This window comes from Citrobacter europaeus, from assembly GCF_037482245.1.
Taxonomy (GTDB): domain Bacteria; phylum Pseudomonadota; class Gammaproteobacteria; order Enterobacterales; family Enterobacteriaceae; genus Citrobacter; species Citrobacter europaeus.
On record NZ_CP148084.1, the window covers coordinates 3,671,428 to 3,694,213 of the forward strand.

The following is a 22,786-nucleotide window of genomic DNA, read 5'->3' on the forward strand; positions in this document are numbered from 1 at the left end:
GCAGGCCACAGAATGCGCTTTACTGTTTTTCTAACATTTTCAAACGGGTGAACCGGCTGTGTTTTAGTCACTCGTTTTTGAGCCAGGCCAGGCAACGACTGTCATGAATAAGATCATTAAACGACTGGAAATCGTCAAAAGCGCTATTGAACTGGAAGATGAGGAAATTATTTTCCAGCAGGTAGAACATCTGAAAAATGAGCCTTTATCCGTCGTGCCAGGCACCATTGTGCTGGCGATCGAAGAACGACGCTTTAGTGATGCCCTGCGTGAAATCTCAGCCTGGCTGCAATCTCAACGGGCAGTCTCTACGTGGCAGGATCCCGCCATTGCCGCCAGTAAACTGGAACTCAAAGCGCTCGAAACACAGCTGCGTGACCTGATCGATAAGCGCAACACGCGCATTCAAATCCTCGATGATTTCAACGATCTGTATCATCTTCGCCTTGGACCGCTAATGAGCCGTATCCTCGAGTTACGTAAACAGCTCGCCGCCAGCGCCCAGCGTAAACAGGAAGCGGAGCGAAAACGTCGGGAAAAAGACTATCAGTCCTGTCAGCACTATATTTCCCAGGCTGTTGATCAACTTGCCAGGCTCAAGCAGCACTGGATGAACCTTAATTCAGATTCGCGCGAATCGGTGGAAACACGCCAACGTATTCAGCAACAAACGGAGCTGATTACCGCCCTGCTGGCGGAGATTCGTGAGTTGGAAAACGACTTTTCTCGCCAGGACGACAGCGCAACCCGCCAGGCACAGGAAGAGGCCAGCCATGAATATGATGAATTTCAGGAGCAGCAGCATCGTTTTAACCGTGACCAGCGACTTTCATCTGATGAACGTAATGAGTTAAAACGCCTGTGGCGCCAGGCCAGCCGTCTTTGTCATCCGGATGTGGTGGCAGATTGTCTGAAAGAGAAAGCGCATCAGATGATGGTTCAGCTTAACCAGGCGCGCCAAAATGCCGATCTTGCCGCCGTTCGGGCGCTACTGACTCAATTACAAAGTGGCCTCGAACCGATGATGGCGAGTGACCGATTGAACGATCTGCAGCATTTACGCAGCAAAATCCAGCAGCTCAGAGAACAAATTAACGCGCTGCTCAAAGAAATTACCGAACTGGAAGCTGAGAACGCCTGGCGGCTTGCCACCTCCGTCACAGATAAAGAGGCCTACTTCTGCGATCAACAACGGGCGCTTACGGAAATCCGCAATACCCTGGAACAACAGGTGCATCAGGTTGAACAGGAGCTGTTGGCGGGCTAAGCGCTATCAGCAATGCAATCAGAAAAAATAACCTCTTCAGGTGAGATTTTAAAATTAAGCACAAAAAGCCCAAAATAGGATAATTCCCTAAAAACTTAACACCACTAAGAATTATCGACCTGAAAATTCTAATTTCAGGTCGATAACTGCAAATTGAGCGATATTTCTCTCTTCCCCCTGGCTCCCCTTCTCTTTGTCCTGGTCTTGATTAAGAATTCTCCTGGTCACCAATCATCTCATCAAGAAAAACAGGTATCTGTATGAAATATAAAGTTTTCCATATAAATCCCCTCCACAATGAATAGGAATACCCTGTCTTTATAGAAATCACTCAATCATTATTAGCGTGATCCATAAGCGAAATCTATCAATCATTTACGCAGAGCTGAAATAAACGATTTATCTTAAATTTTAACAAAGTGTAATATCTACTTTAAGAATAGTTAATGATTCGAATTAATACAGAAATATCTGTGGAATCTGTAATAAATAAGGATGCGTTCACACCAGAGAACGTTATACGAGATTTAATTAACATTTCATGCGTCGCAAGAAACTCTTTTTCTTCTTAAAAAAAGAGGCGGTCGCCTGCATCAAAATTTCAAGGAGATCGTTATGTCTAAGGCTATTTTTTTGGGTGACTCAATTTACCCCTGGCTAGGCATGCGAGAAATCCTACGTGGTTCATCATTATATATTGATATCGCGTATTACTCCTCTCAGACGCTTTCTGCCGTCAACATAATCCCTTATGAAACGGATTGCATCATTATTAATCCTGACAACACAGATTTTTTAAAATATGCCAGGATTATCCGCAACATGGCTTTACGCCCTGCCACAAGAATCATTGTATTGGCAGATGAAGCTACTTTTTCTATTTTTCAAACCGTTTGCGGGAAGAACATGCTGTTTCTCGATCAAGACGCCAGCCTTGATCGGTTACTGCATGCCGTAACGCGTATTACACAAAACAAAAAACCAAGCAATAACAAAGAACTACAAAATAAAATTACAGCAAACGAATTCAGCGTAATGATGATGCTGGCCCGGGGTTGGTCACTGACGCAAATCGCCGGAGCATCACAAAAAAGTGAAAAAACCATCGGGGCGTACAAAAGCAACATTGCCAGAAAACTCGGCAAAAATAACTCGCGACTCAAGTACACCATTTCCCACTATAGCCAGCCATAACTGACTTATTTAAGGACAATTATCACGCTTACCATTTAAAAGGTTTTCTTTCTACTCAAATTTTAAATTCCGCATCGCACGGAAGGGAACCCTATTTTCCGAAATCTATTACCGGGTAGCACATCCGCGTGCCAACCATAGCCAACAACTCAACGTATTAACACATACATAACAGGAATGTAGACGAGGGTTATATATGAACAAAGTTTACAGCATTATTTGGAACGCGGTACTCGGTATCTGGGTGGTCGTTTCCGAATTAACTAAAGGAAAGAAAAAAAGCAGCTCGCGTAAAACTGTCGCCGTACTGGCGGCCGGCGCATTAAGCGCTGCTTCAATGCCGGCTTCCGCTGATCCGATTATCGATATCGGTGAGCACAATATTTTCACCGACTACCAGGCAGGTATTTCCGTTGGAGATTATGAGGGTATCCACGACTACGGATTCTTATATAAAGATATCACTGCTGGTCAGGCGCTCAATATCAGCGGCGCGATCCCAACGATTGCCCCAGGCCAAAGTGGTGTTGTTGAATCAACGACCATCAGAGAGCTACTGCAAACCGGCAAAATCACCCTGCAGGCCACCAGCCCTGACCAGGGCGTAAAAACGATTACTACCGCTGAAGAACTGGCGGAATACCTGACGTATAACCAATCGTCGACACCATCACAAAGCACAGAATTTGATATTAACGACCCGGCCTTCCCTGGCGAACCTACAACTATTAAAGTCTTTAACACCAATGACTTAAATAATTTTCTTACCGAATCACAGATTGGCGATTCGGCATTAAACACCTACGATCCAACGTTGTCTAAAATCTATAAACAATTTGGCATCGCGCTGGCGACAAATGGCTCCATAGCCAATCTGGATATTGGCAACGACACGCTCAATGTCCGCGACAAAGCCAATACTATCGAGTTGCTGGCCAAAGACTCCTCATTACTGGAGGCTCAGGACGCTGGTAGCCAGGTTAACTGGCAATCCGATAACTACATAAAATTTAACGCTGCTCCGGTTATTCCTGAAAAAACGTTCGCCGGCTCGGCGCAAACCTCTGTGTTTGGCGATGATGTGAAGCTCATGACCTACGGTTATGATACAGACGGCAATGTCGTCGAAACGGGTGAGCGCACATTTAGCATTACCAACACGCAGGAGCTGGCCGATTTTAACGACTGGCTGTTGGGCAACAGCAGCGATGCAGCAGAAAACCCGGAAGGCGAAAAAGTCAGCCAAATCCAGCTGTGGCTGGATGCAAATGTTGTCACTACCTCCACCGCCGCACAAACGAAATATGCCGAGCTGATTGATGATCTTATCAACTCCAGCAAGCCCTCAGACGTGCTCACCTGGGATTACGATGTCTGGACCGACGGCTTGTCGCATAGCAATAACGCGACCGCTGGCCGCGGTGAGCTGCATGCTATTTACGCCAACGGTGCAGGCACCACCGGCACCCTGAACCAAGATGCGATTATTGCCGTTGACGGCAGTATTAATGGCGTCATGAAAGCCATTGATGGCGGGGTTATCAACAACCTCGGCCAACTAAACGCATTACGTACTTCTACCGGACAGAGTCTGGCGATTGGCATGCTGGCAAAAGACGCTACGGCAACCAACAACGGGATCATCAATTCCGGGCTGTTTATCGACAAAGACGGCAACCAAAACGTCAACAGCTATGGCGCATTTGGCATGCAGGGGCAAGGTACCAGCCAGATGACTAACGATGGCACGATTAACCAGGCCATCACCACCGATAACTTCGGTACCGCGTCGGCAGCCGATCCCTGGAGCAAAGACGTACCCGACTCTTCGCTGACGTTGGCTATTGGGATGCAACTGTCTGACGATGCGCAAGGGGTCAACAACGGCGATATCAACGTCGTAGATGGGCGTAAAAGCGGTGCATCCTTTGCCAAAGGCACCGCTTATGGCGTAGAAGTCGCCGGGAATGCCACCTTTACCAACGCTCAGGATGCCTCAATTTATCTTGGTCGCGACGCAAGCGATCCGTCTAAAGATGTCACCATGGCGGGCGGTTCCAGCCTGAGCGCTGGTATTATGACCAAGAGTGCTAAAGAAGTTATTAACAACGGCCTTATCACGCTGGGAACCGGCATACGTAACGCCGCGGGGATTTTGGTCGGGAATGCCACGGGCAACGTCCTCAATACCGGCAACATCGTGATCAATGGCGGTTCTGAAGGAGGTAGCAGTAAGAACTACGGCATCTCCGTACGGGACAGCGGCGCGGAAAATAATCAGGAAATCCGCAACGACGGCAAGATTAACGTAAATGGCACCAACAACGTGGGGATCCACGTTAGCGCCAATAACAAAAATGCCGAAGTCACCACCAGCGCGGCAGGCTCTATCGTGGTGGACGGAGAAGGCGGCGTCGGTAACCGTAACTACGCCATCTGGGCGGAAGGCGGCGCTAACGGCCAGGCAGTGGTCAACGTTTACTCCAACATCACGCTGGATAAGGCCGGTAACATCGGCGTGCACGTGCGTGATAACGCCATCGCTAACGTAGACAGCCTGAGTAGCCCGTCATTCAACAGCACCGATCAGATTGGTTATTACCTGTATGGCAAAGGCGCTACCGCCAATATTGGTCAGGCGGTGATGAATGACAACGGTCAGGATCGCACCACCATTTTCCGTATCGCCAATGGCGCATTGCTGGCCGGTAATACCACTAACCCGAAAGATCAGTCCACTTCCAACTTGAATCTGACTCTCAGCGGTAACAATTCTGTTGGCGTTCTCGCCACCGGGGCTGGCAGTAGCGTAGATACTGGTGAAGCAACGTTCACCGTTCAGGGTACCGACTCCGCGGCACTGGTTATCGAGGGCGGCGCGAAAGGAACTATCAGCGATAAAACCACCATTAATCTGACCGGTGAAAGAACAGTTGCCGGGGTTGTGGATGGTCAGGCGCATCAATTGAATGGCAATACGCAGGGTAATGCCACGAGCACCACCCTCACCTCGGACGCGAAGATCACCTCTGAAGTCAGCGGCAACAAGGTTATCGCCTATGTGGCGAGAAATCTGGGCAACCTGATCCTCGATACCAAAGCGATTATCGATCTGGCCAGCGTCGACAGCATCGGTGTTGATGTTCAAAAAGGCGGGAGTTTAACCAATAACGCCTCCAGCGCCCTGCACGTCAGTAACGGTATCGGCGTACGGGCTTCAGGTGCCAGCGCTCAGATTAAAAAACTGGGCCAGGTAACCGTTGATGACGGAACCGCAGGGGTTCTGCTGACCAATGGTGCAAGCCTGAGTATTACCGGTAATGCCGGCGATGCCATCACGACCAATGGTTCAGCAGACGGCATTCGTCTCGAGACGGGAGCGGGTAAGCTGGCTGCAAAAGGTGTGACTATCAGCGCTAAAGGGACGGGTGCCGGTATTCAAAACGATGCCAACAATACCGATATCACGCTCAATGACGTGACCATCAATGCCAACGATGGCCCGGGGATCCGTACCAGCGTGGCGCTGAACATGAAAGATGGGCTGAACAACATCCTTAACGTCAATGGTAAAGGTACCGGCTTCGCTTTTGAACAACGCAATGGCGATGCGGTGACGGGCGACCTTACTATCGGCAAAGGCTACACCATTGAAGTACAAAACAGCGAAGGCAGCGGGATTCGCGCCAATACGGACGGTCGTGTCACCACCAATGCTGACATCAACGTGCATGATAGCGCAGGCGGTTCGGCGATCATCGCGAAAAACGTCAGCGCATTAACCAACAGCGGCAAGATTATCTCGGCCAGCACCACATCACCGGTGATCGACGCCAGCGGCGACAGCAGCAAAACCATTACCAACACGGGAACCCTGCAGGCTATCAACGACACGGCGGTAGCCATTCAGTCTGGTAAAGGTAACGACACCATTGATATCAGCGGCGGTGTGACCAGTGGTGTAATCAACACCGGCGAAGGTACGGACACCTTCAACTGGCGCAGTGGCTCCTATGCCGGCGAAGTGAATTTCGCGGGTACCGGTGGTAACAATAAGGCCAACATTGGCAATGTGACGCTGGATAAAACGCGCCACATCATGACCGCTGCGGGTACAGGCAACGCCCTCACCTTCACCGATACGAAAGATGCGAAGATTGGTACGCTGGCCAGCGACAACCTAAATACCGGCACCAACATTGGCACCGGCTGGGATTCACTGACCATTAGCGGGTCAAATGCGGATGTGCGCGTAGTTGAAAACCTTAATCTGGCGAGCAAAACCATCGCCGTAAACAATGGCGCAACGCTGCGCACCGGCGACCACGTCGAGCCAACCAGTACTGCCGCAAGCATTGGCGATTACGATATCACCACCCAGGGCGCAGGCAGCAAGGTTATCTTCGATACCCAGGGGGATACGTCAGCAGCACAGATCTATCGCGGCATCATCAGCGGCGACGGGAACTTCGAACGTGCGGCGGGCGGTACTACGGTATTTACCGCTAACAACAGCTACACCGGCTCTACCACCATTGATCAAACTGGTACGCTGCAGTTAGGTGACGGCGGAAATGAAGGCGAAGTCAGCGCCGTGTCTGACATTATCGACAACGGCGTACTGGCGATTAATCGCGCCAACACCGTGCTGCTCAATGGTGTGATCTCCGGCATCGGGGCGCTACAGCAAATCGGTAGCGGCATTACCCGACTGAACGGCAACAACACCTATACCGGTGAGACCACTGTCACTAACGGTACGCTGCTGGTCAATGGCGATCAAAGCGCGGCGCGCGGCACCACCACCGTCAGCGGCACATCCACACTTGGCGGCAATGGCGTTATCGGCGGCAACGTGCTGATGAACGATGCCACGACCCTCAGCGCCGGTGACGGCGGTGCGGGTACGTTATCCATCAACGGTAATCTGCAGCTCGGCAGCAAAACGACCTCCGCTTTTGAACTGGGCAAGGCATATACGCCAGGCGGTGCGCTAAACGATCTGATTAACGTCGCAGGCGATCTGCAACTGGACGGAACCCTGGATGTGACGACTTCACAGGGCGGCAACTTCGGACCGGGTGTGTACCGTATCTATAACTACGGCGGCACGCTGAATAACCAGACGCTGGAATTAGGCGCGATACCGGATAGCCAGGATAAGAGCAATATTTTTGTCCAGACCTCCATCGACAAACAGGTCAACCTGGTGAACGCCAACGGCGTTACCCTGCAGTTCTGGGACGGCGCAACCGTCAATCAGAGCCACGGCGCGTCGGGCATTGAAGGCGACAACAAAATTGACGGTGGCGATGGCAAATGGATGGCGATCGGCAGCCAGGGTGATAACAACTGGACCACAGCAACCGGTGAAGGTAACGCCCCTTGGGCGCAGAAGTCCTTTGCTGTCTTCACCACCAAAGGCGGAACCGTTACCGTTGATAACGCCGTGGGAGAAGTTAACTTCTCCGGGGCACAGTTTGACGCCGATGGCTATGTCGTTAAAGGCGATGCGCTTAACGCTTATGCCACCACGGAAAACGCGACCCACGCAGGCCAGACGCCTGGAACCGGTGAACTGCTGCTGCGCGTTGGCGCCGGTGGCGCGGGGCAAAACTACACCGCGACCATTGAGTCCGTTATCCGCGAAGCCAGCACGACTGACAAGCTGACGCTGGTGAAAACCGACCTTGGTCGTCTGATCCTCAGCGGCGATAACGAGTATCGTGGCGGCACGCGCATTGATGGCGGTACGTTGCAGATTTCCTCCGACAGCAACCTCGGCCAGAGCGGAACCGACTTAGCTATCAATAACGGCTCCACGCTGCAAATGGGCGCGGACCTGATCAGCAATCGCACCATTGAGCTGGGAGCACATGATAACGCGGCGGTGTTCGACCTCAATTCACACCACTTCACGCCAACAGGTGAGATTACCGGCGACGGTAAACTGAAAGTCACCAGCAGTTCAAGCGATGCGGGCAGCACCCTGTCGCTCGACCGCGCGAACAGCTACAAAGGCGATACCGAAATTGCCGGTACCGGAAATGCCAACAATGTAACGGTCAACGTCAGCAAAACCGGGGCCTTTGGTAGCAATGAAAGCAGCACTGTGAACGTCAATAAGGGGGCGACGCTCAATGTCAGCGGAACGGATACCAGTCTGCAGTCCCTGACCATGAACATTGCCGACAGCCTGTTAACGCTGGCAGATAACGTCACCGCTGCGAGCGCAAAACTGAACCTGACGGGCGCAGCAAAAGCGGTGTTAACCAACAACGCTACCGCGGGCAACGCGAAGGTTAACGTGTCACAAGACAGCACCCTGGCGCTGGAAGAAAACGCCAGCGGCGGCAATGCTACGGTGAATAACAGCGGACTGATGACCTTAGCCGACCAGGCGATGGCTGAAGATACCGTCGTTAAAAACCTGGCGGGTGGCAAGGTCGATATCAGCGCAGTCGACAGCGCTACGTCTATCGGTTCGTTGTCCGGTGCGGGTAACGTTGAACTGGGGAATAAAGAATTGTCGCTGGGTAATTTGCATCTTGATGACACCATTAGCGGCATTATCAGCGGCAACGGCGGCAGTCTGGTGAAAATCGGCGACGGCACATTAACGCTGACCGGCGATAATACCTGGACCGGCGCCACGGACGTCAATGAAGGTGTGCTGCTGGTCAACGGTAATCAGTCTGCCGCAACCGGTCAGGTGACAGTGAAATCAGGGGCAACGCTCGGCGGTAACGGTATTATCGGCGGCGCGGTTGATGTGCTGGACGATGGCCATATTACCGCAGGTGCCGCCATCAACAGCGTGGGTAAACTCACTACCGGTTCACTGACGCTCAGCGATAACGCACAGCTTGATTACCAGTTTGGTCAGGCCTATACCCCTGGCGGAGCTTTCAACGACCTGATTGATGTGAATGGCGATCTGACGCTCGACGGTAAGCTCAATATCGAGACCTCTCCGGGCGGTAGTTTTGACGTTGGCGTTTATCGTGTCATCAACTACACCGGCACCTTGACCAACAATGTGATGGACATTGCCAACGCGCCGGAAGCCGCAGACAGCCTGTACGTTCAAACCTCGGTTAAAAACCAGGTTAACCTGGTCAACCATGCCGGACTGACGCTGCGCTTCTGGGACGGCACCGGCGGTGAGAATGGCGAGTTGAAAAACAACGGCGTCATCAACGGCGGCGACGGTATCTGGCAATCAAGCCAGGGTAACGACAACTGGACTACGGATGAATCAACGCCAGAAGGCGCGCTGAACGCACCGTTTACCGATGCCGCGTTTGCCGTCTTCCAGGGTGAAGCGGGCAACGTCACCGTCGATAACAGCAAAGGCGACGTTATCATTAGCGGCGCACAGTTCGCTACCGATGGTTATCGCGTAGGCGGTGAGGCCATTACCACCGATACGGCCAACACGCTGATTCGCGTCGGCGATGGCACAGTAGACGGCGCTAACTACACCGCCACTATCGACAGCGTAATCCGCGGTACCGGCGGCCTGAATAAAGGCGATCTTGGTACGCTCATCCTCACTGGCGACAATACCTATAGCGGTGGAACCACCATCACTTCAGGGACGCTGCAGGTGGCGGGCGATACCAACCTTGGCGCGCCAGAAACGGGAATTACTTTTAATGGCGGTACGCTGAAATATGGCGAAGCGTTTGATACTGCCCGTCAGGTGACGCTGGAATCCGGCGGCGGGACATTCGATACCAACGGACATAACGTTTCCCTGCTAACGGAAGTCGAAGGTAACGGTCAGTTGACCAAAACCGGTAAAGGCTCCCTGACTCTGACGCTGGATAACACCTATACCGGTGGCACCACCATCGAACAAGGCGTTTTACAGCTGGGTAACGGCGGTGATATCGGTAGCATTCAGGGGGATATCGTTGATAACGGCGTACTCAATGTTAATCGTGGCGATACCCTGGCGCTGACCGGTAATATCAGCGGCGAAGGCCAGTTGCATCAGACCGGTAGCGGTGTGACGGAGCTACAAGGTGAAAACAGCTACAGCGGCGCAACGCTGATTGCCAACGGCGTGCTGCAGGCGGGTAATACCAACACCCTTAGTAGCGCTTCGCACCACTACGTTGTCGCTGACACCACCCTGAACACGCAGGGATACAACCAGACGGTAGCGGGCCTGAGCAACGGCGGCGATGTTTCACTCATCGGCCAGCAGACTGGCACAACGTTAACCGTCAAAGGGGATTACACCGGCGAAAAAGGGACTATCAACATGGCGGCAATCCAGAATGGTAGCGGCGCAGGCATTGCCGACCGTCTGATTATCGATGGCGGTAAAGCCAGCGGTAGTACGCTGCTGGATGTCGACGGCTCTGGTCTCGGCGCGCCGACCATTGGCGATGGCATCGAAGTGGTGACGGCGCTCAATGGCGCGACCACCACGGCCCAAACGTCGCGTGACGCCTTCCATCTTGCCGCCGACCGTATGGCTGCTGGCGCATTTGAGTATCAACTGCATGCGGGTAATGCTCAAGGTCAGGGTGAAAACTGGTACCTGAGAAGCGAATATCGTCCAGAAACTATGCTGTATTCTGGTCTCGCCAGCGTCGTTCGTCAGGGCGACATCAGCCTGCTAGGCAACATGCACCAGCGTATGGGCGACGAAGTTAAACCGGGTATTGATGAAGATAATCGCGCCTGGGCAAGAATGATTGGTTACTCCGGAAAAACCAAACTGGATGATGCGGCCGGGACACAAACCAGCTCCCATACCATGGGTATTCAGGTCGGCGTTGACATGTATGCTAACGACAGTTGGAAAGCCGGACTGTATACCAGCATTCTTGACATCGACAGCAACGTGAAAGGCACGAAGACAGGCAGCGACGGCAAAGGCGGTAACATCGACGACAACGCGTTTTATGTCGGCGGCTATGCCACCTGGTTCTCGGGCGACGGAATGTATGTTGATAACGTCCTGCAATACGGTAACCATAAATCCCGCCTGGCGGCGACCGGCAATAACGGATCGTATACCGTCAGAGGCAACACGCTGACGGCGTCGACAGAAGTGGGTAAATCATTCCGTTTGGGCGCCAGCGCATGGAGTCTGGAACCTCAGGCGCAGTTGATCTATCAATACAGCGACTTCGATAACGGGCATCTCGATGGTGTGACCCAAACGAAAGTGAAAATGGATACCGCTGATTCCTTTACCGCTCGTCTGGGCGTGCGCCTGGTCGCAGACTATGACACCAACCATGGCAAATTCCAGCCGTACGGTAGGGTCAACGTCTGGCAGGGACTGGGGTCAAAAGACAAAACGCACTTTAGCAATGCGGTCGCCACCACCACGCTGGAATCTTCACAACAGTACTCCAGCACTGAAGTTGCCACCGGTCTGTCATGGTCTATCGACAGAAACCTGCAGGTCTACGGTGAATTGGGTACGCAATTCAGCAACGGCGGCAGTAAGTCGCAGGTTGAAGCGCCGATCAATGCCTCTATCGGCTTTAAGAAATCGTTCTAAGCAGATATAAACTTACCCGCCCTCTGTTCTACAGGGGGCTTTTTTTTGTCTTTCAGGTCTGCGGACTTACCGGCAACGCGGCACAATCAAGGGTTTGGGAAATGTAAAAAGGAGGGATTAATGATTATATTGTACTAAGAGTGTAGGGATCTCTTCTGCCAACACCGGAGGAGAAATGAAAAAGCCTTGAATTTTGTCACAACCAATCTGCATCAGGCGGTCCAGTTCGGACTGGGTTTCCACCCCTTCGGCCAGAACTTCAATCCCAAAATTATGCGCCAGTGAAATGATACCCTCCACAATCTTTGTTGAGCGGGTGTCGGGTTCAATGCCGGTGACAAATTCCTTGTCAATTTTTAAGGTATCAAAAGGATATTTCAACAGATAGTTAAGATTAGCGTGGCCGGTTCCAAAATCATCAAGGGCAAGTTTGACCCCTATCGCCTTCAACTCCATCATATTTTTAGCCGCTACCTGACTGTCGCACAGCGGCGACGTTTCCGTGACCTCTATCTGGCATCGATGGGGCGGCAGTCCGCAGGCGGTAAGGTTTTTTCTGACACGTTGGGGTAACAGAGGATCGCAAAATTCAAGCGCGGAAATATTGACTGATAGTACAAGGGGGTCTGGCCAACAGGTTGCCACATCCCAGGGAGTGTGGATAACCATATCTTCAATTGAAATGATATTGCCGCTGTCTTCCAGTAATGTAATAAAAACATCGGGAGAGATCATACCCATCTGAGGGCTATTCCAACGCATTAATGCTTCAAACCCACTAATACTCTGAGTACGCAAGTTAAAAATAGGCTGATAAACCATATAAAGCTGACTGGTATTCAATGCCTTTTCAAGCGCAGTTAGCACCTCACTGGAATTAAACATTCCGCTCCCCCTCAATAAATCATAGAAATTAAAAACCAGTCAACATCACTCCCGAATTGTATCTACTATTAGGTATGTTACATCAGAAAAGAATGGCCAACTTAGGGTAAAAAAGACATACGATGGGTAAATCTGACAATTAATTTATTTAACTCAGAGGTATTGGTCAGTCCCAGCTTGGCGACGACCCGCATCTTATGCGCCTGAATAGTTTTATAGTTCAGACTAACTAACTCTGAAATTTCTTTAGCGGAATAACCGCTTACCAACAAATTCAGGATCTGCTGCTCTCTCTCGGTTAATCTTTTCTGCGAACGATATAGTCGGGGATTCCATTTCCCGACCGTTAACGACGCCAGTTGACCGAAATCACGCAGCGAAGATTTCTCAGTCAAAACTATTGTTTTTTCAACATATAACAACTCGACGCATAATTTTGCCACCAGGCTATCAGCAACAATTACCACGACGTTATTATAAAACTTAAAGCGGTTTTTATTCAGAAACTGCACGATCGCTGAACACGGTTGTTCATTATCAATGATATTAAAAACCATGGTTTGATGCTGGCATAATGATGTCTGATGCAACATATCCTCAAACGGGAATGTTTGTATCGGTACATGTTTGCTTGTCAGGTAGGTAAACAGACCGTTGCCTACAAAATTATCACTGCCACACATCAACATCCTGTTCACCGCTCCTTATAAGCTTCTAATCTTGTTACTCATTAAAAATTTAATAATAATCTTCTCGACCTCAGCCTCTTCGCGACGGTTTTTAAAATCGAACCCGCATGAGATCTGATGGCAGGAATACAATTGATTATCATCATCAAATTCATTGATCATGACGACATCGATCACTTTTAAATCCAGCTGTAAACTGCCAAACGTATCAAAATCCAGTGTGGCATTTTTAATCACCGCATCTTTATAAAGAAAACGGGAGTTCACATCTTTAACAATTAATGCACAACCGCCCTGCGAGATGTTTTTAATCTTCAGAGAGTAGTTTTCTCCGTTTTTGTAACGACCAAAACAGAAAAAGTCGTAACCCTTCAGGAAGGAAAAACGCTGATTTTGTCGCTGCTGGGCAAAGAAAATCATATCCGGGATGAGGTAGGATAATCCTGCTTCCGCACCTGCTGATGAGGTTTGTTCGAATCTGGCACTAAATTTCACAATCCCGCTTTCGCTGTGCAGGATAAAGTATTGGACCTTTTCAGGAACAATGTCTTCGTGCCCGGAGATCACAAACCGCTCGAAATCGACCTTCTCTAACTGCGTGATAACGCTACTGTTTTCGCATAAGACTTCCAGTTTCGTTTTCTTGTGCAGCTCTTCTCGAAGGGTAGCTATGATTTCAAACTTGTTTTCCTTTGCTAATCCAAAGCTCATTCTAAAACCCTTATTTCCATATTTAAGATATGTCTCGCTTTTGGTTACTCACAAAACGCGAGATCAGCATCCACCCCTGGTGCTTAATTACCATAGTGGATTCCATGTCAAACAGTTGGTTAAAAATTAAGTTTTTAACTATCTTTAGTCATTTATTGATACGTAAAAACGTTTAATCAGGATTAATTCTAGCTTAAGACATGCCTAAAACCACACGAACTTGTTGATTAACTATAACAAAAGTGAATAACAATCTTTTTTGAAGTGTAGTTTTGAGATAACAAATAGCAAGAATTGCATAGATAAAATTTGAGAAAAATGGAGCTATCCTTGCGGGAGGGCTATGTCGTACGCGGGGTGGCACGCTTGTACAAGAAGAAAGGAAAATACTTACGACACTGTATCATTAATCAAAAATATAGCTCTGACTCGTTATTCTTATAAACTGAATAATTGCAACTCATACATATTAAATAAATTTCCCTTAAGGCAGAAAAAAAGCCAGCATCCTGCTGGCCCGGTAATTACCGAAACTAACTATAGTGGCTTGCTATCTTACAGAGGGTACAACGTTAAAAATTCAATATCGCTGCTTAATTATTGATCGGGATGAGTCTGCGATGATCATCACTGCTCCCGCCAACATTAACGTATCTTTTAACACCAACCGCCCGGCGCCTGACAAGTATGGAAATCCGTGGTGTAAATCACCCAGCGGCATTACCCATGCTTCAGGCGTGGTTATTAAAAATGATAAGGTTACAATTGGTGTAGCAAATGCCAGAACGCCGCCAATTAGTCCCAACCAACGGCTAACAGGATTAGCCAGCACCAGCAAAGCGATAAGCACCTCGACTACGCCCAGACCATTGGAAAACGTATACGTATTATTCGCAGTCTGCCACTCACGTTCCTGCGGCTTAAACTCACCTTCGTGGGTTAAATGCTGCTTATACTCTTCTGGATGTTCATAAAAAAATGACATTACCGGGCTATTGGCGACAAACGGCGTAATGCTGTCGGCCTCGTAAGGTACAAACTTTAATAAGCCAATCCAGATAAAAACAATTGCAATGCTCAGGCGAATTAGGGTTAATCCAATTCTATCGCCCTTACTGAGTAAATGCAGATATTTTTCCATTCAGACTCTCCTCACTTGTACAAAATTGCCGTTGCGTGAGTACTGCTATCAATGCGCATTGAGGTTATTTTCCAGGAAGTTGCATTATTTTCCTGAGCCAGTTTCGCAATAGCATCCTCTATCACGGAAGGTGAATCCGCTATGCCAGACACGCTAACGTGGGCAACCTCGGTTTGCGCCAATGCGGAAAATGTCACCGGCGCAGTCAATAACGCGGTCATTAGTAAGGTACTTTTAAACATGTTCATGTGTATTTCCATTAACCAGTAGTTTCAGTAGCAATATAATAAAATACGTCGACTTATTTCATTTCATCCATCACGCCAGAATAACTGTCAATTAGTATCCAGCCGATAAATAGATAAAAAAAGCCCCACACGGGCGGGGCAAACATGCAGACTACGCTTTTATTATTTAACGAGAGAAAAGAGATCGTTCAGTGATTCACTCATGCTCGGATGCGTAAATATTTGATCGCGCAATGTGGTATACGGTAAACCCGCGTCCATTACGGTTTTAATGATATTAATCATCTCATGAGAATCCACGCACAGCAGCGATACGCCTAATATTTGTTTCGTTTCGCTATCCACCACCGCTTTAAGGACACCACGCGTGTCATCCATCACCCGTGCACGCGGGATAGCCGCAACAGGTAGTGTAACTACCTGCATCGCCGCGCCGCTGGCGCGAGCCTGTTCTTCGGTCATCCCCACGCGGGAAAGCGGTGGCGTCATAAAGACGGAATACGGTACGTTTTGGCGATCGCCGGTATGACGTAATCCCTCGCCTAACAGGTTGTCACGCACAATGCGAAAATCATCCAGCGAGATATAGGTAAATTGTAATCCCCCCGTGACATCGCCCATTGCCCAAATATTGTCTGCCGAGGTACGCAGGTATTTATTCACAATAATGGCGCCACGGTCATTTACATCCACACCCGCGTTCTGCAACTGTAGATTTTCAGTTGCAGGTTTGCGACCCGATGCCACCAACAGCGCATCCACTGTGTGTGCGCCTTCCGGCATTTGCAGCCGTACCTCGCCGTCCTCGGATGAAACCGCCTGAACCCTGGCATTGAGGATAATCTCAACCCCTTTGTCGCATAGAATATTAGCGATAGCGTCAGCAATATCCCGATCTTCGCGGGGTAAAAACTGCGGGGCCGCTTCATAAATAGTGACCTTACTGCCGAAGTTGGCAAACATCGATGCGAATTCAACGCCAATATAACCGCCGCCCAAAATACCTAAACGTTCAGGACGTTGCGTCAAATTCAACAGGCCAGTGCTGTCAAACACACCCGGTGTAGTCGTTAATCCTTCTACGTCCGGAATCGTTGACTGCGCGCCGGTATTAATAAAGATCTTCTCACCGCTTAGCTCAATCGCGCCGGTTGACTGCATGACCCGCACGGTATGGTTATCAACGAATTCGGCCCGCCCTTCAATCACATCCACGTTTTCCAGATCGGCAAGATTATGGAAGTTTTTATCACGCAAAAAGCTGACAACGGAGGTCTTGCGCTGCATGGCCGCAGCAAAGTCATGCTGAAGTTCAGCATCATGTACCAGGGTTTTGGTTGGAATGCAGCCGATATTGATGCATGTCCCACCATACATGGTGTTTGACTGTTCAATAATCGCCACACGCCAGCCCGTTTTCGCCAGGGTAGCCGCCAGCGTTTTCCCTGCTTTGCCAAATCCGATAATAATCGCCTGATACTGATTCATGCTGTCTCTCCGCCAGGTCACTGTTCGTTTGATGAACTGAAGTATAGGTTGAGCCCTGACAAAACAACGTATCCATAACGCGCGATTAACTGTCAAATCGTCTAAATCACCATTAAAGATGACTAACGTTTATAGAACACAAAAATACACTAACACTTTGAAGGTATTAAAATAATAATTAATTAAAGAGATAATGCCGTTTCAACAAACAATAAATAAAACTGTTCAGGAGTCTTCATGGATACCCTTAGCCGATTACTGATGCTTAATGACCCGCAAGGCTCGATCGACCAGAACTGTCTACTGAGCAGAGACTGGCAGTTGCCACACGCGGCGGGAGAGTTGTCCGTTATCCGCTGGCATACGGTTACTCAGGGAGCGGTCCTACTGGAGATGCCCGACGGGACATCATTCACCCTGCGGCCAGGCATTCTTGTTATCCTACCGCAAAACTCCGCGCACCGGTTGTGCCAGTCCGGCGATGAACAAACGCATATCGTATGCGGTAGCCTGCGACTGCATGCTTCCTCTCGTTACTTTTTAACTGCGCTGCCGGAAGTTCTGGTTCTGGCGCCTGATGAAAACAGCCCCGTCAGCCACTGGCTCAAGGCTATGATCGCACTGATGCAACAGGAATCCATGAGTGCGCTGCCGGGCTCCAGTGTAGTATGTAGCCAACAATGCGCCACACTGTTCACACTCGCCGTTCGCGAGTGGCTAACCCAAGCGACGCCCGCACAGAACGTGTTGAATTTATTGCTGCATCCCAAACTGGGGGCCGTGGTATTCCTGATGCTGGAGTCACCGGCTTTTGCCTGGACCGTTGAAGAGCTGGCAAAACGGGCACATATGTCGCGGGCCAGCTTCGCACAGCTATTCCGTGAAGTGTCAAATTCCACACCGCTGGCGGTGTTAACCACCTTACGTCTGCAATTCGCCGCCCAGATGTTGTCACGCGGGTCGCAGCCTTTGATTGTCGTCGCCGAGTCGGTAGGCTACGCCAGCGAATCGTCGTTCCATAAAGTCTTTTTACGGGAATTTGGCTGCACGCCGGGCGAGTACCGCAAACGCGTGAAAGCCCTGGAAGCATAAAGCTACGCCTGCTTCGGCGACCAAACCGACGCAGGCGAGCGCTTCAGAGCATTACTTTTGGCTGCGATGCCTGTGCAGCCACATCAGCTTATAAGCTGCCGGGATAATGAACAGCGACAGCAATGGCGCAGTGATCATACCGCCAATCATCGGTGCGGCTATACGGCTCATGACTTCTGAGCCTGCCCCCGTCCCCCACAAGATAGGTAGCAAACCCGCGATAATTACCGCCACGGTCATCGCTTTCGGACGCACACGCAGCACCGCGCCGTGATACAACGCCTCATCCAGCTTATCAGCGGTAAAGGTTTGCGGATTTTCCAGTGCAGGTTCAGCTTCAATGGCGTGACGCAGATACATCAGCATCACCACGCCAAATTCTGCGGCAACGCCGGCGAGCGCAATAAACCCGGTTCCGGTTGCAACCGACATATGAAACCCCATCCAGTAGAGAAACCAGATGCCGCCCACCAGCGCAAAGGGGACGCTGGTGATAATCAGCAGCGCCTCGCCAAAGCGACGGAAAGCTAGATAAAGCAGAACGAGGATAATCATCAGCGTCATCGGCACCATCAGTTTGAGCTTATGGCTGGCGCGTTCAAGCAGCTCGAACTGCCCGGAAAAAGCCACGCTGGTCCCCGGTTTTAACTGTACGTTTTCAGCAATAGCCTTTTTCAGATCGTTCACCACCGAAACCATGTCACGGTCGCGGGCGTCGATATAAATCCAGCTGGTTGGTCGCGCATCTTCAGTTTTTAACATTGACGGACCAGAAACTACCGTCACATCTGCAACATCTGCCAGCGTAATTTGCTGCTTCATGGGCGTCAGAATCGGCAGATTACGCAGCGCTTCTGGGCTATCGCGATAGCTCTGCGCATAGCGCAGATTGATAGGATAACGAGCAATCCCTTCCACCGTTTCGCCCACCATCGCGCCCCCCACCGCTGAGGTGACAAACAGCTGCACTGCGCCTACGGTCATGCCATAACGCGCTGCTTTCTCCCGATTGATGTCTACGTTGATATAGCGCCCTCCCACCAGACGCTCAGCCAGCGCCGAAGAGACGCCCGGTACGGTTCTGGCCACCTCTTCGATTTGTTCCGCCGTGGCGTCGATATCAGTCAGAACGTTACCTGACACCTTAATGCCAATTGGGCTTTTGATACCGGTAGAGAGCATGTCGATACGGTTGCGGATAGGCGGAACCCACAGGTTCGCCAACCCCGGCAAGCGCACGGTTTTGTCCAGCTCGGCGATGATTTTGTCCATCGTCATTCCCGGACGCCACTGCTCCTGCGGCTTCAGTTGGATTGTCGTTTCAACCATTTCCAGCGGCGCGGAATCCGTTGCGGTTTCCGCCTTACCGGTTTTACCAAACACGCGCGCGACTTCCGGAACGGTCATGATCAGCTTATCGGTTTTTTGCAGCATATCCGCCGCCTGCGCCGCCGAAATTCCTGGCAAGGTTGAAGGCATATACAGTAAATCGCCTTCGTTAATCTGCGGCAGGAATTCCCCACCAACTTTATTCAGCGGGTAGATAACCGTCAGTATTGAAAGCACCGCCACCAGGAGGGTAGTTTTAGGCCAGTGCAGCACCTTCAACAGCAGCGGATGGTAAATACGGATCAGGAAGCGGTTTAGCGGATTGCTGCTTTCCGCCGGAATCTTGCCACGGATCCAGAATCCCATCAGGATTGGAATTACCACAATGGCCAGAAACGCCGCGCCTGCCATGGCATATGTTTTGGTGAATGCCAGCGGGCCAAACAGTCGCCCCTCTTGCCCCTCAAGCGTGAAAATAGGGATAAATGACAGGGTGATAATCAGCAGGCTGATGAACAACGCCGGGCCGACTTCTACCGAGGCGTCGGTAATGACCTTCCAGCGCGTTGCGTTATCCAGTTTTTCATCCGGATGCTGATGCCCCCACTCTTCCAGCCGCTTATGGGCGTTTTCAATCATCACGATCGCGGCATCGACCATCGCCCCGACGGCAATGGCGATTCCCCCAAGCGACATGATATTGGCGTTCAGTCCCTGGAAATGCATCACAATAAACGCGATACACAACCCCAGCGGCAGGGAAATAATCGCCACCAGCGCCGAACGCAAATGCCACAGAAACAGAGCGCACACCAGTGCAACAACGATAAACTCTTCCAGCAGCTTATAGCTCAGATTATCAATGGCGCGATCGATGAGCTGACTGCGATCGTATGTTGTAACTACCTCCACGCCTTCCGGCAGGCTACTTTTTAACGTGTCGAGTTTGGCTTTAACAGCGGAGATAACTTCACGCGCATTTTTACCGGAACGCAGGATAACCACCCCGCCCGCCACTTCGCCTTCACCATTGAGTTCGGCGATCCCACGGCGCATTTCCGGCCCAATCTGCACGCGCGCGACATCGCGCAGGTAAACAGGCACACCGTCGGCCCCTGTTTTCAGGACGATGTTATTGAAATCATCAAGCGTTTGCAGATAGCCACTGGCGCGAACCATGTATTCCGCTTCAGCCATCTCAACTGACGAACCGCCCGCTTCCTGATTCGACGTGTCCAGCGCAGATTTCACCTCCGCCAGGCTAATGCCATATTGCGTGAGCTTCATCGGGTCGATAACGACCTGGTACTGTTTAACCACGCCGCCTACCGAGGCTACTTCAGCCACGTTCGGAATCGTTTTTAACTCATACTTTAAAAACCAGTCCTGCAGAGAACGTAATTCCGCCAGGTCATGTTTCCCGCTGCGATCGACCAGCGCGTATTCAAAAATCCAGCCGACGCCCGTGGCGTCCGGCCCCATTTCCGCGCTAACGCCTGCCGGTAATTTGCCCTGAACCTGGTTGAGATACTCCAGCACGCGCGAGCGCGCCCAGTAAGGATCGGTGCCATCCTCAAAAATGACGTATACATAGGAATCGCCAAACTGCGAGAAGCCGCGCACCGTCTTCGCGCCCGGAACCGACAGCATGGTGGTGGTTAACGGGTAGGTCACCTGATTCTCAACGATTTGCGGCGCCTGCCCCGGATAACTGGTTTTGACGATCACCTGAACATCAGAGAGATCGGGCAGCGCATCAACCGGGGTATTGATGATGGTCCAGGTTCCCCAGATACTGAGAAACAGCGCCCCCATCATTACCAGAAAACGGTTTGCTACTGAGCGGCGGATAATCCATTCAATCATTTATCATATCCTCAGTGTGAATGGGCCGCCGGGGCTGGGCTAGCGACTGCGTCTTGTGCACCGCTATTCTGGGCGCGCATACGATCCAGCGCGCCGGAGATATTCGCCTCGGAGTCGATCAGGAACAGACCGCTGGACACCACCTTCTCGCCTTCCGTCAGGCCGGAGCGAATAGCCGTTAGTCCCTGTGATTCATGGAATACCGCAACCTGCTTCGGCACAAATCGACCTTCATGATCAACGGTAATCACCCGCTGTTCGGTACCCGTATCAATTAACGCTTTAGACGGGATCAGCAACATCGGCTTACTTTGCGTTTTCAGTTGCAGGTAGGCATTCATCCCCGGTTTGAGCGCCTCGTCGCGGTTTTCGACCTGCAAACGGATCTGCAACGTCCGCGTGGTGGCATCGACGCTGGGTAAGATATTCCATTTGCTGATGGTGAAAGTCTTGTCCGGCCAGGCTGGCACAGTGATGCTAAATTGCGAGGCGTCTTTAATCAGCCAGGCAATAGATTCCGGGACCGACGCGCTGACCCATACCGGGTCCATACCCTGAATTTTCGCGACCACATTGTCTTTGGAAATGTTCATGCCGGTACGCAAATCAAATGCAGTGATCACCCCATCAATGGGTGCTTTCAGGGTGAAGCGGGTTTGAATTTTACGCGTCGATTTTAAGCGCTGAATATCCGCTTCAGGCATACCGGCCAGGCGTAACCTCTCCAGAATGCCTTCCACCTGTGTCGCGCTACCGCCGGTCTCACGCAGCAATAAATATTCGCTCTGCGCCTCAACCCAGTCGGGAATCGTCAGGTCGATAAGCGGCGCGCCTTGCTTAATTTTGTCGCCCACGGTGAGCGGGTAAACCTTTTCGATAAAGCCTGCGGAGCGTGCCTGGACAATAACGAACTGGTATTCGTTATAGCTAACGTTAGCCGGGAAAGTTTGCGCGTAGTGCAGCGGCCCACGGCGCACAGGTTCTGTTTTTAGCCCCAAATTCTGGGTCTGGGTGGGATCGATTCGTACGCCAGGCGCTGACGCGCTCGCGGTCTCTTCATCGGCATATTTCGGGATAAGATCCATATCCATAAATGGCGATTTACCCGGCTTATCAAAGCGCGTGTTCGGGTACATGGGGTCGTACCAAAACAAAACTTTTCTGTCTTCTTTTGGCGCAGCCTGCCCGGTTTCAGCCGTTGCTTTTACGGATGAATAATAAGTATAAATACCGACAGAAATAACCCCACCGGCAATCATGCCTGCGAGAATAAGCGCGGTAGTTTTAATATTTAAAGACGCCATAGTGATTTCCATTGCGCGATAGTCTCACCCGCATTACGAATAA

At 50.8% G+C, this 22,786-nt stretch carries 12 protein-coding genes; 4 read left to right on the forward strand and 8 right to left on the reverse strand.

All coding sequences use genetic code 11. The annotated features are described in order from the left end of the window. Positions 1 to 103 precede the first annotated feature (103 nt). From WHR59_RS17380 to WHR59_RS17390, 3 genes are all read left to right on the forward strand, one after another. Positions 104 to 1,267, forward strand: coding sequence for a DnaJ family molecular chaperone (locus WHR59_RS17380; protein ID WP_338843328.1), 1,164 nt, complete (start codon positions 104 to 106; stop codon positions 1,265 to 1,267). 615 nt (positions 1,268 to 1,882) lie between these two features. After that, positions 1,883 to 2,461 carry a helix-turn-helix transcriptional regulator gene (locus WHR59_RS17385; protein WP_075145027.1) on the forward strand — a complete coding sequence of 193 codons (579 nt, stop codon included), beginning with the start codon at positions 1,883 to 1,885 and terminating at the stop codon, positions 2,459 to 2,461. A gap of 196 nt (positions 2,462 to 2,657) precedes the next feature. After that, positions 2,658 to 11,990: an autotransporter outer membrane beta-barrel domain-containing protein gene (locus WHR59_RS17390; RefSeq protein WP_338843329.1), complete on the forward strand. Its 9,333-nt coding sequence runs from the start codon at positions 2,658 to 2,660 to the stop codon at positions 11,988 to 11,990. A 117-nt stretch (positions 11,991 to 12,107) separates the two neighbouring features. On the opposite strand, the gene WHR59_RS17395 is transcribed toward WHR59_RS17390, so the two are convergent. The 6 genes from WHR59_RS17395 to rclA all read right to left on the reverse strand — a co-directional run bounded on the left by WHR59_RS17395 (position 12,108) and on the right by rclA (position 17,152). Further along, positions 12,108 to 12,875 (reverse strand): putative bifunctional diguanylate cyclase/phosphodiesterase, encoded by a 768-nt coding sequence (locus WHR59_RS17395; protein WP_200000276.1) that lies wholly within the window; start codon positions 12,873 to 12,875, stop codon positions 12,108 to 12,110. 101 nt (positions 12,876 to 12,976) lie between these two features. Further along, positions 12,977 to 13,558 (reverse strand): helix-turn-helix transcriptional regulator, encoded by a 582-nt coding sequence (locus WHR59_RS17400; protein WP_170928040.1) that lies wholly within the window; start codon positions 13,556 to 13,558, stop codon positions 12,977 to 12,979. Positions 13,559 to 13,579: 21 nt separating this feature from the next. Further along, positions 13,580 to 14,275 carry a flagellar brake protein gene (locus tag WHR59_RS17405; RefSeq protein ID WP_221922514.1) on the reverse strand — a complete coding sequence of 232 codons (696 nt, stop codon included), beginning with the start codon at positions 14,273 to 14,275 and terminating at the stop codon, positions 13,580 to 13,582. A gap of 580 nt (positions 14,276 to 14,855) precedes the next feature. After that, entirely contained in the window at positions 14,856 to 15,416 is a 561-nt protein-coding gene (rclC, locus tag WHR59_RS17410) for a reactive chlorine resistance membrane protein RclC (protein ID WP_043015506.1), read from the reverse strand. Positions 15,417 to 15,427: 11 nt separating this feature from the next. Continuing rightward, positions 15,428 to 15,658, reverse strand: coding sequence for a reactive chlorine resistance periplasmic protein RclB (gene rclB, locus WHR59_RS17415; RefSeq protein WP_043017861.1), 231 nt, complete (start codon positions 15,656 to 15,658; stop codon positions 15,428 to 15,430). A gap of 168 nt (positions 15,659 to 15,826) precedes the next feature. Beyond that, positions 15,827 to 17,152 (reverse strand): reactive chlorine resistance oxidoreductase RclA, encoded by a 1,326-nt coding sequence (rclA, locus tag WHR59_RS17420; RefSeq protein ID WP_338843330.1) that lies wholly within the window; start codon positions 17,150 to 17,152, stop codon positions 15,827 to 15,829. 237 nt (positions 17,153 to 17,389) lie between these two features. On the opposite strand from rclA, the gene rclR reads away from it, so the two are divergent. Beyond that, on the forward strand, positions 17,390 to 18,244 hold the full coding sequence (gene rclR, locus WHR59_RS17425) for a reactive chlorine-specific transcriptional regulator RclR (protein WP_338843331.1): 855 nt from the start codon (positions 17,390 to 17,392) through the stop codon (positions 18,242 to 18,244). Between the two features lie 51 nt (positions 18,245 to 18,295). Here rclR and WHR59_RS17430 read toward each other — a convergent pair whose 3' ends face one another. Further along, the gene (locus WHR59_RS17430; protein WP_338843332.1) at positions 18,296 to 21,439 is read right to left on the reverse strand and encodes a CusA/CzcA family heavy metal efflux RND transporter; all 3,144 of its coding nucleotides are present in this window, start codon (positions 21,437 to 21,439) and stop codon (positions 18,296 to 18,298) included. An 11-nt stretch (positions 21,440 to 21,450) separates the two neighbouring features. Continuing rightward, complete coding sequence (locus WHR59_RS17435) at positions 21,451 to 22,743, reverse strand: efflux RND transporter periplasmic adaptor subunit (protein WP_338843333.1); 1,293 nt, start codon at positions 22,741 to 22,743, stop codon at positions 21,451 to 21,453. Positions 22,744 to 22,786: the final 43 nt, after the last annotated feature.